We start from the raw sequence: 15,876 nt of genomic DNA on the forward strand, positions 1-15,876 counted from the left end.
GAGTGTCACAGTGCATGCCCCCGTCCGTCATGCAATGCGCGCGGTGAAATGGCGCCGTTGCGCCGCAACACCTCGACGTCGCGCTTACCGATCCTTATGTAGGAAATGCAATCCTGTTTCATCGGGCCTTGAACCCGATCGAGGAGGGAAGAGGATGTTTTCAATTCCGGGCCTGAAGGTGGTGTCGCTGACCGACGCTGCTGCGACGCGTATCCGCGAGATCATGGCGCAATCGGCGCTCGACAATCCGGACGCGCCGGCGCTCGGCCTTCGTGTCGGCGTCAAGAAGGGCGGCTGCGCGGGGATGGAGTACACCTTCGAGGTCGCCCGTGAGGCGCATAAGGGCGACGAGATCGTCACCGAGAAGGATGCGACCGTGATCGTCGATGCCAAAGCTGTGCTCTTCCTGCTCGGCACCGAGCTGGATTTCAGGAGCGACCGCTTCTCCTCGACCTTCGTCTTCAACAACCCGAACCAGGTTTCGGCCTGCGGCTGCGGCGAATCGGTCGAGATCAAGCCGCGCGCCGAAACGGTGCTCACCGGCTCCTGATCCCCGGATATTGCGCGAGTCAGGCCACGCGGCTTGTCGTGTCCAGCGCCTCTTCCGTGATGGTGCGGTTGCGGCCGTCACGCTTGGCTTGCATCAAGGCCTGATCGGCGCGATCGACCAGTGATCCGGCGGTATCGCCCCGACGATAGACCGAGACCCCCAGCGAGATGGTGATCCGACCGAGGTTTTCGTTGGTCGAGCGCTTGATCAACTCGCGCGTGAGAAGCGCCTGACGCACAGTCTCGGCACCGAACTTGCCCGCGACGATATCGGCTTCGGGCAGGATGATTGCAAACTCCTCGCCGCCGAAGCGCGAGATCACCGCCTTCTCCTTGAATTTGTCCTTCATGGTGCGGGCGACAAGGCGCAGCACCTGATCGCCGGTCAGATGGCCATGTGCGTCGTTGAAGGTCTTGAAGAAGTCGATATCGGCCATGACCAGCGCAAAGGGCTCGCGCTGCAGGGTCGCCTGGTCGATCGATTTCTGCAGCATCTCCTCGAAGTGCCTGCGATTGGCGAGGCCGGTCAGAGGATCGGTCAGCGCCTCGGCCCGCGTCGTTTCCAGCGCCTCGCGAAGATGGCGGATCTCGTTGGAGCTGTCCTTCAATTGCGACTCGAGCTGGGTCTTGCGCACCACCTCTTCGCGGGTCGACATGACCAGCGCCTCGACCCATTCGCGCAAGCGCTGCCGGTCGGTCGTGGGCGGGACTTCGTCCGACATTGCGCTGAGGCGTCCGTGATAGCGCTCGCTCGAGTCCAGCGCGCGATCGACCAGCGACATCAGGCTGTCGATCTCCCCGAGAACCTGCAGGCTGGTGCGTTCGGCCTGGCGCACGAGCCGTTCGGTGCTGATGAAGCGGTCATAAAGGCTGTCGATATCGGCAGCGCCGACCTGCCCCTCACTACCGGTGATGATCGCGTTCATCGCCATGCTGAGTGCCGGCATCTCGCCGCTCAGATGTGCGTACCAGACCTCGAAGGCGCGGGGATAGCCGGGAGAGCCATGTTGGCGCATGGCCGCAACGACACGGTCGGGCAGGTCGGACGTGTACTGGGAGGACTGCGTCTGTTCGCTCATCGTCATCGCCCGACCGGAGCCGATCCCGCTGGCCACACCGGCCATCTCGGGCTCGATTGTGAATCGAAGCGGGACATTCTGTCCGTCATGACGGCGGCAATCGCGCCCCGCAGGGTGGCTGCGGGAAGCCCTAGCCACTCACTCAGATTGGAGGAACGGTGTTAAGATACCGTTGATGCTGCGGTGTCAGCCGACCTTGACGGGCCGCAGCAGGAAGGCCGGAACGTGATCGCCCAGGCCCTTGACCTTGGGCTCGCGATCATCCTCGTCCCGACGCCGGTCAAGCGGGCGCGGATGCGCCGGCGCAGGTTGCTCGCTGGCATGGCGAATGCGGGTCTTGGTTGGCCGGTCCTCGCCACGGCGGCGGGTGTCCTGAGGGGCACGATCGGCGACTTCCACGACCGCTGCCTCTTCCGACGGTGCGGCGTCCTCGCGTGGGGTGCGCAGGGGGCGCCCGCGACCGCCACGCGGCGAACGCTTGTCGTCGCGGCGGCTGCGACGCTCGTCGCGCGGTTCGCCGGGAGGCAGGTCATTGAGGCCGGGGCCTTCCCAGGCAATCGCCTGGCCAGTGAGCTTCTCGACGGCGGCGACAAGCTTGTCGTCGTGACGTGTCACGATCGTGAAGGCTGCGCCGAGCCGGCCAGCCCGGCCGGTGCGGCCGATGCGGTGGACATAGTCCTCGGCATGGGTCGGAACGTCGAAATTGAAGACATGGCTGACAGCCGGGATATCAAGCCCGCGCGCGGCGACATCGCTCGCCACCAGGATCGGATTCTCGCCGGTGCGGAAGGATTCCAGTGCCGCCATGCGCGCATACTGGTCCATGTCGCCATGTAGCGCGACGGCGGGAAAGCCATGCTTCAGCAGTGACTTATGGAGCGTTGCTACATCGCGCTTGCGGTTGCAGAAGACAATCGCGTTCTGCAGATCCTTGGCGTCGCGGATCAGCTTTCGCAGCGTGTCGCGCTTCTCGTAGTCCTGCGAATTCGAGGCGATCAGACGCTGGGTGATGGTCGTGGCCGCCGTCGCGGGACGCGAAGCCTCGATGCGCACCGGGTTATGCAGGAACTGCTCGCTGATCCGTGTGATCTCCGGCGGCATCGTTGCCGTGAAGAACAGGGTTTGCCTCGTGAAAGGCACCAGCTTGCAGACCCGCTCGATGTCGGGAATGAAGCCCATGTCCAGCATGCGATCCGCTTCGTCGATGACAAGCAATTCGACGCCGGTCAGCAGCAGCTTGCCGCGCTCCACGTGATCGAGCAGGCGCCCGGGCGTCGCGATCAGTACGTCAACGCCGCGGGTTATCTTGGCGTCCTGATCGCCGAAGGAGACGCCGCCGATCAGCAGCGCGACCGAGAGCTTCTGGTTGACGCCATAGCGCGAGAAGTTCTCCTCGACCTGCGCGGCGAGCTCGCGGGTCGGCTCAAGGATCAGAGTGCGCGGCATCCGCGCCCTGGCCCGGCCATTCTCCAGAATCGTGAGCATCGGCAGGGTGAAGGCGGCGGTCTTGCCCGTGCCCGTCTGCGCAATGCCGAGGACATCGCGGCGCGCGAGCACATGGGGAATGGCCTGAGCCTGGATGGGGGTAGGCGTGGAATAGCCCGCGGATGTGACCGCCGTCAGAACTTTATCGCTGAGGCCGAGTTCGGCAAAAGACATCGAGAGTTGCGCTTCTTCAGGGTCGGTGACACGTGGCGGGACGACCTATCAACCGCGACGGTGGCGCGACTTCTCTTTCCTGCGCGCCTTCGGACCCCTGTCCAATGCAGAAATAACGCGGGAAAGTCAACAAACTAGGCAAGAACGGAAGGTGTGATCGCCATGAACGAGCCGCTTGTGCTGATTCCCGGGTTGAGCTGCACTGCGGCGCTCTACGGACCGCAATGGCCGGCACTCGCTCCAGGGCGGCCGGTCCTGGTCGCCGATCATGCCCGCGACGATAACCTGGCCGCCATTACGGCGCGGCTGTTGGGGGCGGCCCCGGAGCGGTTTGCGCTCTGCGGTCTGTCGATGGGGGGCTATGTCGCCTTGGACATCATGCGTCGGGCGCCGGAGCGTGTGACGCGGCTGGCGCTGCTCGACACCAGCGCGAAGCCGGCGACCCCGGAAACAAACGCGCCGCGTGAGCAGATGATAGCCCTTGCAGAAAAGGGAGCCTTCGACAATGTCACGACATTGCTCTGGCAGAAGCTCGTGGCTCCCGATCGCTTGACCGACGAGACATTGCGCCTCGATGTCCGGAGAATGGCAGAAGATGTTGGCGCAGAAGGATTTATTCGCCAGCAACGAGCGATCATGGGAAGGCCCGACTCCCGGCCGGGCCTTGCCGCCATCTCAGTGCCGACACTGGTTCTGGTGGGCGAAGAGGATCAGATCACGCCAGTTGGGGAAGGCAGAGAGATTGCCGATGGCATCGGCAGCCATGCGCAATTGCTCACGATTCCCGATTGCGGCCACCTCTCGACTTTGGAGGCACCGGAAGCGGTCACTAAGGCGCTGATGAGCTGGCTCAGCTGACGATCAGCGCGGCGCAGTGCAGGGATCAAGCCTGGTTTCGTTTGCACTCTTGCGGATCGACCCGGTGACGAGCGGGTCGATCATCTGGCCCTTGGAGGCCGCGGAGGCGATCTGGCTCATGCGCTCCGTGTCGAGATGCTGTGCCGTCTGCGTCGAAACGAAATTGACGGCAATGACCGAAAGGAAGGCAATCGCCGCGCCGGCCTTCGCAACATCCGCGACCATGCTGCCGCGTTCGTTCTTCAAGAAGAGTTTGATGACCCGCATGGGGCGCTCCGCATCGTTGGGGCGCAATGCCGCCCCTTGATGCGTATCTTGCGCACGCGCCAGTAAAAGCTTGGTTAGCGAATGCTTGCGGGGGTCGTCAGAATGCCATTCAAGCGTGTCCGGTTTGCTCGAAAGAGCGTCTGCAGCGCCCGCAGAACGGCCATAACCGCCGGCCGCTGCCGCGAGACTTCGTGCGAAACAAGGTAGATCTCATCGGAAGTCTCCTCCGGCGGAGGAGCGAGGCGGATCAATGCCTCGTCGAAATCGCCCATGAAGCAGGGCGCCATCGAAACGGCGCCTGCGGAGCGGATGCTCTCGTAGCGCGCGGCTGAATCGCCGACCCGCGCCGCGATCGGGCGCCCATTGGCCCAGTTCAGGATGTGCCCCTCGATGCGGGAGGAGACATCGCGGCTGACCGAGATGATGGGGGCCGTCCGAGGATCGACATCGCGGCGGACATAGAGAGCCTGGACCAGCCGCCCGATCTTCTGGCTGAAATAGCCGTTTTCCTGCGGAGGGCGGCGCATCCGGATCGCGATATCGGCATCCCCGCGCGCCAGATCGAGTCGATCTCGTGTGCTGATAATGCCGATCTCGACGCCGCCGGCCTGGGCCGAGATCGTCGTTGCATGCATGGTCAGGAACAGGCTGATCGAGGTCGTGGCCGTTACCCGGACAGGCGCGTCATCGGCGGAGCGCGCCGCACGTGTCCGGTTGGCGAAGCGCTCGACCGCATTGGCAACCTCGCCGGCATCGCCGGCGAGCGTTACGCCGATCTCGGTGAGAACCAGCCGGTTTGCCATGCGCCTGAACAGCGGCAGGCCAAGTTGCGCCTCGAGACTCTTGAGGCGACGGGCCACGGTTGCCTCGCTCAGCCCGAGCGCGCTCGCCGCCACGGCCAGCGTCCCACCAACGGCGACTGCGTGGAAGATCGCGATGTCGTCCCAGTTGGGAGAAACCAGTGCGTTGCGTCGAGGTGGAGGGGCAGCAGGCTCCCCCATGCGATCATCGCCCATGGCTGAGCATGGAAGTCTGTCCTGGCATCAGGATCATCGTGCGGCGTGTCTGAATGAGGGAGGTTGCGCTTCGACATGCCGGCACGATGCCGATGTGGCGCCCTGCTGACAGCCCGCCAGCCTTGGCGGTCTCACCGACAAAAATGCGAGGGTAGCGCACGCCCGACTGTTCCGACCGCGCGCCTGTCCTCACAGGTCGATCAGCTCACCCGCAAAGGCCGCCCGTTCCTGGATGAAGATGAAGCGGGCTTCGGGCTTGTTGCCCATCAGCCGCTCGACGGTATCGGAGGTCTCGTCCCGCGCCTCATGCTCGACCATGACCTTGAGCAGGATGCGCTTGGCCGGGTCCATCGTGGTTTCCTTGAGCTGCGCCGGCATCATCTCGCCCAGACCTTTGAATCGGCTGATCTCCGGCTTCTTGCCCTTGAACACGGTCGCGATCAGCTCGTCCTTATGGGCGTCGTTGCGGGCATAGACGCTCTTGCCGCCGTGCTGGAGCCGATAGAGCGGCGGCACGGCAAGGTAGAGATGGCCCTTCTCGATCAGGCGCGGCGTCTGACGCCAGAAGAAGGTGACGAGCAGCGAAGCGATATGGGCGCCGTCGACATCGGCGTCCGTCATCACGATGACCTTCTCGTAGCGCAGGTCATCCTCCCGGAACTGGCTGCCGATGCCGCAGCCAAGAGCCAGGATCAGGTCGGCGAGCTGCTGGTTCTGGTTCAGCTTCTCGCGCGTCGCATTGGCAACGTTGAGGATCTTGCCGCGCAGCGGCAGGATCGCCTGCGTCGCGCGGTTGCGCGCCTGCTTGGCTGAGCCGCCGGCGGAATCGCCCTCGACGATGAAAAGTTCGGAACCAGCAGCGCCGGCGCTGCTACAATCGGCGAGCTTTCCGGGCAGCCGGAGCTTGCGCGTCGCGGTCTTGCGCGAAACCTCCTTCTCGAGCCGGCGGCGTTGGCGCTCCTCGGCCCGGTCCACCGACCAGTCGAGCAGCTTCAGTGCCTGCTGAGGCGCGGCGGCGAGCCAATGGTCGAAGGCATCGCGTACCGCGTTCTCGACGATGCGCGCGGCCTCCAGCGTCGCCAGCTTATCCTTGGTCTGACCCTGGAATTCGGGCTCGCGAATGAAAACCGACAGCATCGCGGCGCAGGTCGCCATCACGTCGTCCGAGGTCACCTGCGCCATGCGCTTCGATTGTCCAATACGCTCGGCATGGTCGCGCAGGCCGCGCAGCAGCGCGACGCGCAAGCCCTGCTCATGCGTGCCGCCCTCGGGCGTTGGAATTGTGTTGCAGTAGGAGGAGCTGAAACCGTCCTCTCCGGTCGCCAGCCAAGCCACAGCCCATTCCAGCGAGCCGTGGCCGCCATCCCTCGTGATCTTGCCGGAGAAGATCGGCTCGGCGACCAGATCCTTGCCCTCGATCTCGCGCCCGAGATAGTCGCGCAAGCCCCCGGGGAAGCGGAAGACGGCCTCCGCGGCGACATCGCCCTCTGGCTTCAGGAGCGCGGGCGCGCAACGCCAGCGGATCTCCACGCCACCGAAGAGATAGGCCTTCGAGCGAGCCATCCGGAACAGACGGGCAGGGGAGAAATGGGCTCCCTCGCCGAAAATCTGCGCATCGGGATGGAAGCGCACCTTCGTGCCGCGCCGATTGGCGACGCGCCCGACAGTCTCCAGCGGCCCCTGCGGGGCTCCGCGCGAAAAGACCTGTCGGTAGAGCACCTGGCCGCGCGCGACTTCGACCTCGAGCCGGTCCGACAAGGCATTGACGACGGAGACGCCGACACCGTGCAGGCCGCCCGAGGTCTCATAGGCCTTGGAGTCGAATTTTCCGCCGGCATGCAGCGTGGTCATGATGACTTCGAGTGCGGACTTGTCCGGGAATTTCGGATGCGGATCGACCGGGATACCGCGCCCGTTATCGGTCACGGCGAGCGAGCCGTCCTCGAAGAATTCGACGTCGATGAAGGTTGCGTGGCCGGCGACGGCCTCGTCCATCGCGTTGTCGATCACCTCGGCGAAGAGATGGTGCAGCGCGCGTTCGTCGGTGCCGCCGATATACATGCCTGGCCGCCGCCGCACCGGCTCGAGCCCCTCGAGGACCTCGATGGCGGACGCGGTATAGCCAGCCTCGGACAAGGTGCCGTTGCGCGGGACGGAAGGTGGGGCCGATTGCTGCGCAGGCTTGCTCGGGGCCGCCGCATCACGCTTGACCGGCGATGGCTCGGGCGCCCGCTGCGGCTGCTCGCCGCTGCCCTCACCGAAAAGATCGCCATTCTCCGTCATTTCGTTCGCCGATCACCTGATTCGCAGCGCTCATAGAATAGCGCATCCGGGACATTGCCAGGGCCGGCACTCCAGCCAGCCGCAACGATTGTTCCCCAGACATATAACGAACATCGCTCCGAACAAGCAGGAGAATCGTCGCTCCACCCCTTGCTGTGCACCGAACCCTCAGCCGGGCGGGCGTCGCAGCGGCGTCACGCGAGCATGCCATACGCTGTCGCGGCGCATGGTTCATGTCGCATTAACCGGGCGCGAACGAGAGTGGTCGGGTCGAGATTCGCCAGCTTGCGAATGGCGCTACAGCTGGCGCAACTTTGGGAAAGTGGGAGGCTGTCGTGGTCGCGCGTTCGTCGGTTCCAGGGATGAAGATGGCCGGGCTGGAGCGCACTGCGCGCCTTGCCGGTGAATCCTTTGGTTACGAGGACATGGCGCTGCTGACCGGCTCCCGTTCGATCGATGTCGGTTACTCCCGCAAATTGTGGGGGCTTGCCGCTGCCATCGCGGTGATCGGCTTCGTCGCTCTCGCCCTGCGCTGAGACGCAGGACGACCTGCAGGATGTTGACGCGGGTCGTGTCCCGCCTATGAGCGCCGGTTATCGGCGATCATCTGGTCGTAGAAAGCGAGATGCGCCAGCGCTGCCTCATCCCATGATGCGGATAGATCGACACCGATCGCGTCCGCCTTGCGAAGATGGGCGGTGACGATGGCGTCGGCGAATTCTTCAGGCGTAGCTTCGACTGGGCAGAGGACGGTCGCGGGGCTGTCGATCTTGGCCTTCAGAGATGGTGAGCGGTCAAACTCGTCCCGGCGCTCGGCTTCGGTCGAGACCAGTGGGATCGCAAGCTGGCTGACGGCCTGGAAGCTGCCGCGGCGCGTACTGATCCCGTCGGTGAAGGGCAGGAGGAACACATCGGCCGCTGAAAGCGTCGCCATCAGTTCGCCCTCGTCGTCGATGCGGCCGCGAAAGTCGAGCCAGTCGATGATGCCGAGTTCGCGCGCGAGCCCCAGAAAGGCCTCGCGGTCCCTGGGTTTGTCCCAGAGGAAATCACCGCAGACCAGGAGCCGCGCCCTGATGCCGCGTTCATGCAGTGTCTTGACGACGCGCAGCAGCATGTCCGGGCGCTTGCTCGCGTAGAGAACTCCGAAATAGCCGATCACAATATCGGCCCGCGTCGTGCCGCTCGCCAGTGCTTTCGCCCGCTCCTCGACGACCCGTTCCGGATCGATCCGGGCCGGCATGATGTTCGGGCCGATCGGGATGACCGGGGCGGCCCGCTTCCTCTCTTGTCCCACCAATGGCGTCTTGAGAAAGCTCTCGCGCTGCTGTTGCGAAACGAAGATGAAGCCGTCGGTTGCAAGGATGTCGGGGATCATCGAGAGGTAGCGCAGCCGGTTGAGCGAGGCCCACTCGTGCAAGGTCGCAACGGTATTGCCCTTGCGCGTCCAGAGCCGCGCCAACATCAGCGCTGAACCTGGCAGGATCGCGTTCCCCCAACCTTCGACAGGAAGCTGAAAATGCGCAATCCGGCCCTCGCGCAGGGCCCCGACGATGGCACGGACGAAGGCGATGGGCTGGTCGGGTTCGATCATGTGAAGGGCGGCAAAACCGGGACGCTGCGCGTTGATGGCGTCGGCAAGCCGCCGCGCATAGTCCATCACCGCGCAGGTGACGGGGCTCGCCGAGCCGAAGATGATCACGGAGGGCGTGAGAGACAGACGGGAGCCAGACATACGCGTCCTGAATTCGAGCACTTGACCGGCGCCGGCTTGTCCTGGGCGGCCGGTGTGCGGGCTGAACCTCAGATCAGCGAACCGAAGCTCGCCACCAGATTGCAGCGTCGTATCGGAACCTTGGCGACTTCCTCGAGCCAGCAGGAATAGCCGAATGTCAGTCGGCTCAATTCCTGGGCGAGCTTGCCCCGGTCATCTCCGGTTTCCCGCAGACAGGACAGGGTATCGTAGCCAGCAGTCTTCAGTTCGGCCCATGCTCTCTCTCCCGCGACCCTGTCGTTGCTCTCAAATGCAACGATCGGGCGATGAGATGAGAAGGTTTGCCGCAGGCCCGCGAACACATCTGCCTCGAAGCCCTCGACGTCGCACTTGACAAACCCGACCCGCTTCGCGCCCGACGCAATTGCCGGCTCCAGTTGAGCAAGGAATGCGTCGCCGTGGCGGACAGGCAGCACAAGTTCTCCCTGCCCGGAGGCGAAGCTGCCGCTCCCATCGTTTCCCTGCTCAAGCAAGGAAAACCTCAACTCGGCATCGGCCTGGCCGAGGCCGACTTCATGAACACGAATGTTGCCCGTTTGCGAAAGCACGATGTTCGTCTTTAGCAGCGAGGCGATAGGGGGATTGGGTTCGAACGATATCACCTCTTCGAACGAATCCGCGAAGTTTATGGAATGATTTCCTATATTCGCGCCAATATCCAAGAAGATGCATGAGCCGAGGTTCCTCGCGATGAAGAGGGTCTTGAGAAACGCGATCTCGCGGCGTTCATACACTCCATTCCCAATGATTGAGATGCCGAGATAGTCAGTCGGAATCACCGCAATTCGCGGATGGGGCGGAAGGTGTTTTCTGCTGCTTGGGACGATCTTCTTGATCAGAAGGTCATGCGCGCGCTGAACGGCGTATGTCAGGCGCCCTTCCTTGATCTGCAGCATCGCCGCAATCTCCCCTAACGGCATGGATCGCGACGCATAGCCCCAATCCTCTACCGAACGCTTAATGGCCGGTCGCTCGCCGCTGTCCTTGGCCGCAGCAGCGCTCGGACAGGTGAACTTTCCAGGGTGCGCTTGACGTGAATAGGAATATCAGCCCATATCGTTCTTGTTATGTTCTCAATGGAGATATTCAATGCCATCCTACGCACTGTTCGACGACACTGTGGTTGCCCGCACCGCCGCGGCGAGTTCCGGCTGGACTACATTTACCGACCTCCAATCGGTATTCGATTACGCCCGCAATCAGGGAGGCCTCTCTTCTTTCAGCCTGGTGTCTATGACTCAGGCACCGTGACGGTCCTGCCGACGAATGGCGGCGGCAAGCCGCTGCAGGTTCGCGCCATGCCCGGCTCGGTCGTTCTGCGCTTTACCGGAACGAATGCGTTTCTTCGGATCGAAGGGCAGAGCCAGGTTCGTTTCGAGGGGATCTTCTTCGACGGTCAGAACCGGGCTTTGACAGACTATGTTTCTCAGCGCCCGGCCTTCATCGCAATTGCCGGCAATGCCCAAGACGTCCTGTTCGATAATTGTCAGATCATGAACTCGCCCGGCATCGGAGCCTATACCGCGAGTTCGTCCGGCGCGGTCTTCCGGTCCTGCTATTTCGGCAACCATTCCGTCGGGATCTGGAGCGAGAACGCCCAGATCAAAGCGCTGAACAACACCATCAGCGGCATGTTGAACAATGGCATCGCGGTCTGGCGTGACATGATCACCGGTGACAGCTCCACGATTACGGGCAACTTCATCAACGGCGTCGATACGATTGCCGGCGGCACTGGGCAGAACGGCAATGGCGTCAGCGTCTTTCGGGCTGTCGGCGTTTCGATCACCGACAACAAGATCATCAGCGTCAAATTCTCCGCCATCCGCTGCAATGGCGGGGGGCTGCACAACGTTAGCAACAACAATATCTACAACACGCGCGAAGCGGCGATCTTCATCGAGGCGCCTGGCGCGGGAATTGATCTCACGGGTTGCATCGTTTCCAATAATAGCCTCGACACGGTCGGTGGCGGCATTCTCGTCGCCAACTCCGGCCAGTTCTCCGACGGCGTTTCACGGAGCGTTATCGTGGAAGGCAATCGCATCTCCAACGTCATCGACAGTCCGATTCCCGATCCCGGCTACTATCCGCCGTCAACGATCGGAAACGGCATCGTCGTCGAGCAGGACTGCGTGGTTTCCGGCAACCTCATCGACGGAGCTGCGCGGGTGGGCATCCAGGCCGGCATCAACACGGCTGCGCGCGCGCTCGTCGTTTCCGGGAATTTGGTGCGAAACGCGCCTATCGGTATCGGCGTGCTGACGAACAGCGGACGGTCGGTCGTCGTCTCCGGGAACATTGTCAACGGTGCCAGCCTCGGTGGAATCGTGCCGACCGTCTTCACCGGCACCACCATGAATCGCGTGGGAACGGCCGATTACGGCAATGATCTCGCAACGGCGGTCGGCAGCGTCACCTTCGGGCATAATCGCTACGTCTGAAGGCTTCGACAGAAAAAAGCCGGGGCGTTGCCGCCCCGGCGTTTCAGGTGGACCGCGAACCGTCGCGGTCGGGAGGAAGGCGGCTGCGCCGGGAGGTTCCCGGCGCAGAGCTCTCAGTAGGAGTAGTACATCGCGAACTCGACCGGGTGCGGCGTCATTTCGAAGCGCGCCACATCCTGCATCTTGAGCTCGATATAGCTCTCGATGAAATCGTCGTTGAAGACGCCGCCGGCCTTGAGGAAGGCGTTGTCCTTCTTCAGAGCCTCGAGCGCCTCGCGCAGCGAGCCGCAGACGGTCGGGATCTTCTTCAGCTCGCGCGGCGGCAGGTCGTAGAGATCCTTGTCCATCGCCGGGCCCGGATCGATCTTGTTCACGATGCCGTCGAGGCCGGCCATGAGCAGCGCGGCAAAGGCGAGATAGGGGTTCGCCATCGGATCGGGGAAGCGAACCTCGACGCGCTTGGCCTTCGGCGAGGTCGTCCACGGAATACGGCACGAGGCCGAGCGGTTACGGGCCGAGTAGGCCAGCAGCACCGGAGCCTCATAGCCGGGAACGAGACGCTTGTAGGAGTTCGTCGACGGGTTGGTGAAGGCGTTCAGCGCCTTGGCGTGCTTGATGATGCCGCCGATGTACCAGAGGCATTCCTGCGACAGGTCGGCATATTTGTTGCCGGCCATGATCGGCTTGCCGGCCTTCCAGATCGACTGGTGGACGTGCATGCCCGAGCCGTTGTCGCCATAGATCGGCTTAGGCATGAAGGTCGCGGTCTTGCCGTAGCTCTGCGCCACGTTGTGGATCGCGTACTTGTAGACCTGCATGGTGTCGGCCATGAGGGTCAGCGTGTCGAACTTCAGGCCGAGCTCGTGCTGGGCGGAGGCGACCTCGTGGTGGTGCTTCTCGACCTTGGCGCCCATCGCCGCCATGGCTGCGAGCATCTCGCCGCGCATGTCCTGCGCCGAATCCTGCGGCGGGACGGGGAAGTAGCCGCCCTTGGTGGCGATGCGGTGGCCGAGATTGCCGCCTTCGTAGTCAGTCATGCCGTTGATCGGCAGCTCGACGTTGTCGAGCTTGAAGCCGGTATTGTAGGGATCGGCCGAGATCTTGACGTCGTCGAAGACGAAGAATTCAGCTTCCGGACCGACATAGACCGTGTCGCCGATGCCGGTCGACTTGAGATAGGCTTCGGCCTTCTTGGCGATGCCGCGCGGATCGCGGTTATAGGGCTCGCCGGTCGCGGGCTCGAGCACGTCGCAGGTGATCACCATCGTCGCAGCCGAGAAGAACGGGTCCATCACGGCGGTCGTCGGATCAGGCATCAGCAGCATGTCGGACTCGTTGATCGCCTTCCAGCCGGCAATCGACGAACCGTCGAACATCGTGCCCTCGGCGAAGATGTCCTCGTCGATCATGGTGACGTCGAAGGTGACGTGCTGCCACTTGCCGCGCGGGTCGGTGAAGCGGAAGTCGACATACTTGACGTCGTTGTCTTTGATCGCCTTGAGGACGTCCTTGGCGCTCTTCATCTCAGCATTCCTCTTGAAAGCAGTTTCTCAACATTCATCGATCCGCGGGTATTCGCCCGGCGGACGCCGATTTCACGGGTTCGGGAAAGAAGCCCTCAGATCGCGTCCGCGCCGGTCTCTCCGGTGCGGATGCGGATCGCCCCCTCCACCGTCGATACAAAAATCTTGCCATCGCCGATCCGGCCGGTCTGAGCGGCCTTCTTGATGGCTTCGATCGCGCTTTCGACCATCTCGTCGGCCAGCACGATCTCGATCTTCACCTTCGGCAGGAAGTCGACGACGTATTCGGCGCCGCGATAGAGCTCGGTATGGCCCTTCTGGCGGCCGAATCCCTTGGCTTCGAGCACGGTGATGCCCTGCAGCCCGACTTCCTGCAGCGCCTCCTTCACCTCATCCAGCTTGAAGGGCTTGATGATCGCTTCGATCTTCTTCATGCGCCGACCGGCCTCCCTTGCGCGTGGTTGGAAACGGATATTCGTCCGTTCCTCGATACCGCCTGCCGGTCCAATCGTCGATGCGCTGAAATCGGCCTTTCCCGATGTCTCGGTGGCCGGCTCAGCGTTCCGCCGTGGCAGACGAACACTCGCCGTATGTGCTCATAGCATCGGCGCGTGTGCCTCGCCATGAGGGAGCGTGGCAGGTATCGCCTCATGATGAGGCGATATTCCGCCCATAATTTATGCAAATGATCAATCGATAGCCAAACGAGATCCGCGCGCCCGATCTTGCTATGAGCGTCCCGCTTCCGGATGATCGCGCGATGAGCACAGCAGACGAGATCGCCCTTGCCCTGTTGACCCCAACCGAGATGGCGCGCGCCGACAGGGCTGCGATTGCAGCGGGAACGACGGGGCACGTCCTGATGGAGCGAGCGGGCAGGGCGGTCGCCGATGCCGTCAGTCGGCGGGCCCGGCCCGGACAGGCCATTCTGGTTCTCTGTGGCCCCGGCAACAATGGTGGCGACGGGTTCGTCGCTGCGCGCCTCCTCCGCGAGCGTGGTTTCGGGGTGACGCTTGCCTTGTCGGTCGAACGGGAAGCCTTGCAGGGCGATGCCCTTGCGATGGCACAGGCCTGGACCGGTGAGGTCATGCCGATTTCGTCTGTCGCTCCGGAGCAGGCAGACCTCATCGTCGACGCCCTTTTCGGCGCAGGACTCGATCGGCCGTTGACCGGCGAGGTCGCTGCCCTGGTGCATCGCGTCAACGCCTCGGACGCCGCGGTGGTTGCCGTCGATGTCCCCAGCGGCCTGTCGGGGGAGACGGGACGCGCTGATGGAGCGGTCACAAGGGCCGATGAGACGGTCACCTTCTTTCGCCTCAAACCGGGGCATCTGCTCTATCCCGGGCGTGGATTATGCGGAGTGGTGACGCTTGCCGATATCGGCATCACAGCCGAGGCGGCATTTGGCGACGGCGCCCTGAAGGCGCGAGCCTTTCGCAACGCTCCGACGTTATGGCGCGCCGAGTGGCCGGACCACGCGGCCGATACCCATAAATATAAGCGCGGCGCGGTGCTCGTCCTGGCGGGCGGGCTTGCGGGGGTTGGCGCGCCGCGACTCGGGGCGCGTGCCGCGCTACGCATTGGCGCCGGCCTGGTGACGATTGCGTGTCGGCCCGAAGCCCTTGCCGCGCATGCCGCCCGCGGCCCGGACGCGCTGATTCAGCGGGCAGCCGCCTCGACAGCCGATATCGAAACGCTGCTGGCCGAGAAACGGCTTGGCGCAGTCCTCGCCGGCCCAGCACTTGGGCTTGACCACGCGGCCAGGGAAGCCGTCCTTGCCGCGCAGCGCTCGCATATTCCAGCGGTATTCGATGCGGACGCGCTCACCCTGCTGGCCGCGGAAAACAGGTCGGTCCCGACTGGCTCCAGGATCAGGCCGAGCGGCGCAGCTTGCGTCTTGACGCCGCACGAAGGGGAATTCGAGCGCCTCTTTGCGTCGTCTGCGGACGTGATGGCCGCTCCGTCCAAGCTCGAACGGGCGCGCCGCGCTTCAGCAGCCACCGGTGCGGTCGTCGTCCTGAAGGGGCCGGACAGCGTCATTGCCGAGCCCGGTGGGAAGGCCGCGATCAACATCACCGGCAGCCCGGCCTTGGCGACGGCTGGGTCCGGCGATGTCCTGGCCGGCCTCATCGCGGGGCTGTTAGCCCAGGGGATGCCGGCCTTCCAGGCCGCCTGCGCGGCCGTCTGGCTCCATGGCAAAGCGGGAGAACGCCTCGGACGCGGCTTGATCGCGGATGATCTGCCGGAAGCAATCCTGCCCGAGCTCTCCGACCTGGCTGCGCGACAGGGCGGGCCGCTTCAATTAGCTGGCGAATAGAAGCGGAGATGGACAGCCGGCGGGTTGGGCGGGCCGGGATGTCACTCGGCAGCTGACATAGGACACAGCCGGCGCCGCCGTCAGTTGCTCCTTCGTCATGCTGATGACGC

The 15,876-nt window shown here is 63.7% G+C and carries 14 protein-coding genes; 5 read left to right on the top strand and 9 right to left on the bottom strand.

Annotated elements, in window-relative coordinates:
• Positions 1-154 precede the first annotated feature (154 nt).
• Positions 155-550 carry a HesB/IscA family protein gene (locus BIWAKO_RS23800; protein WP_069880761.1) on the top strand — a complete coding sequence of 132 codons (396 nt, stop codon included), beginning with the start codon at positions 155-157 and terminating at the stop codon, positions 548-550.
• A gap of 19 nt (positions 551-569) precedes the next feature.
• Here BIWAKO_RS23800 and BIWAKO_RS23805 read toward each other — a convergent pair whose 3' ends face one another.
• Entirely contained in the window at positions 570-1,628 is a 1,059-nt protein-coding gene (locus tag BIWAKO_RS23805) for a GGDEF domain-containing protein (RefSeq protein WP_069882731.1), read from the bottom strand.
• Positions 1,629-1,814: 186 nt separating this feature from the next.
• Complete coding sequence (locus BIWAKO_RS23810; RefSeq protein WP_069880762.1) at positions 1,815-3,287, bottom strand: DEAD/DEAH box helicase; 1,473 nt, start codon at positions 3,285-3,287, stop codon at positions 1,815-1,817.
• 162 nt (positions 3,288-3,449) lie between these two features.
• On the opposite strand from BIWAKO_RS23810, the gene BIWAKO_RS23815 reads away from it, so the two are divergent.
• Positions 3,450-4,145, top strand: coding sequence for an alpha/beta fold hydrolase (locus BIWAKO_RS23815; protein ID WP_069880763.1), 696 nt, complete (start codon positions 3,450-3,452; stop codon positions 4,143-4,145).
• Between the two features lie 3 nt (positions 4,146-4,148).
• On the opposite strand, the gene BIWAKO_RS23820 is transcribed toward BIWAKO_RS23815, so the two are convergent.
• The 3 genes from BIWAKO_RS23820 to parE all read right to left on the bottom strand — a co-directional run bounded on the left by BIWAKO_RS23820 (position 4,149) and on the right by parE (position 7,711).
• Positions 4,149-4,412 carry a hypothetical protein gene (locus BIWAKO_RS23820; RefSeq protein ID WP_069880764.1) on the bottom strand — a complete coding sequence of 88 codons (264 nt, stop codon included), beginning with the start codon at positions 4,410-4,412 and terminating at the stop codon, positions 4,149-4,151.
• A gap of 74 nt (positions 4,413-4,486) precedes the next feature.
• Positions 4,487-5,413: a LysR family transcriptional regulator gene (locus tag BIWAKO_RS23825; RefSeq protein WP_176733394.1), complete on the bottom strand. Its 927-nt coding sequence runs from the start codon at positions 5,411-5,413 to the stop codon at positions 4,487-4,489.
• A gap of 204 nt (positions 5,414-5,617) precedes the next feature.
• The gene (parE, locus tag BIWAKO_RS23830) at positions 5,618-7,711 is read right to left on the bottom strand and encodes a DNA topoisomerase IV subunit B (RefSeq protein ID WP_069880766.1); all 2,094 of its coding nucleotides are present in this window, start codon (positions 7,709-7,711) and stop codon (positions 5,618-5,620) included.
• 335 nt (positions 7,712-8,046) lie between these two features.
• Here parE and BIWAKO_RS35520 point away from each other — a divergent pair, with 335 nt between their 5' ends.
• Positions 8,047-8,247, top strand: coding sequence for a hypothetical protein (locus BIWAKO_RS35520; RefSeq protein WP_141740207.1), 201 nt, complete (start codon positions 8,047-8,049; stop codon positions 8,245-8,247).
• Positions 8,248-8,291: 44 nt separating this feature from the next.
• On the opposite strand, the gene BIWAKO_RS23835 is transcribed toward BIWAKO_RS35520, so the two are convergent.
• Both BIWAKO_RS23835 and BIWAKO_RS23840 read right to left on the bottom strand, forming a co-directional pair.
• Positions 8,292-9,443, bottom strand: a complete 1,152-nt coding sequence (locus tag BIWAKO_RS23835; protein WP_141740208.1) for a glycosyltransferase — start codon at positions 9,441-9,443, stop codon at positions 8,292-8,294.
• A gap of 68 nt (positions 9,444-9,511) precedes the next feature.
• Entirely contained in the window at positions 9,512-10,378 is an 867-nt protein-coding gene (locus BIWAKO_RS23840) for an FkbM family methyltransferase (protein ID WP_069880768.1), read from the bottom strand.
• Between the two features lie 180 nt (positions 10,379-10,558).
• On the opposite strand from BIWAKO_RS23840, the gene BIWAKO_RS23845 reads away from it, so the two are divergent.
• Positions 10,559-11,926 (top strand): TIGR03808 family TAT-translocated repetitive protein, encoded by a 1,368-nt coding sequence (locus BIWAKO_RS23845; RefSeq protein ID WP_074471608.1) that lies wholly within the window; start codon positions 10,559-10,561, stop codon positions 11,924-11,926.
• 113 nt (positions 11,927-12,039) lie between these two features.
• On the opposite strand, the gene glnA is transcribed toward BIWAKO_RS23845, so the two are convergent.
• Both glnA and BIWAKO_RS23855 read right to left on the bottom strand, forming a co-directional pair.
• Positions 12,040-13,449: a type I glutamate--ammonia ligase gene (gene glnA, locus BIWAKO_RS23850; RefSeq protein ID WP_069880770.1), complete on the bottom strand. Its 1,410-nt coding sequence runs from the start codon at positions 13,447-13,449 to the stop codon at positions 12,040-12,042.
• Positions 13,450-13,544: 95 nt separating this feature from the next.
• Complete coding sequence (locus BIWAKO_RS23855; protein ID WP_043236635.1) at positions 13,545-13,883, bottom strand: P-II family nitrogen regulator; 339 nt, start codon at positions 13,881-13,883, stop codon at positions 13,545-13,547.
• 326 nt (positions 13,884-14,209) lie between these two features.
• On the opposite strand from BIWAKO_RS23855, the gene BIWAKO_RS23860 reads away from it, so the two are divergent.
• Positions 14,210-15,766, top strand: coding sequence for a bifunctional ADP-dependent NAD(P)H-hydrate dehydratase/NAD(P)H-hydrate epimerase (locus tag BIWAKO_RS23860; protein ID WP_069882732.1), 1,557 nt, complete (start codon positions 14,210-14,212; stop codon positions 15,764-15,766).
• Positions 15,767-15,876: the final 110 nt, after the last annotated feature.

Origin of the sequence: Bosea sp. BIWAKO-01 (assembly GCF_001748145.1) — a bacterium.
Classification (GTDB): Bacteria; Pseudomonadota; Alphaproteobacteria; order Rhizobiales; family Beijerinckiaceae; genus Allobosea.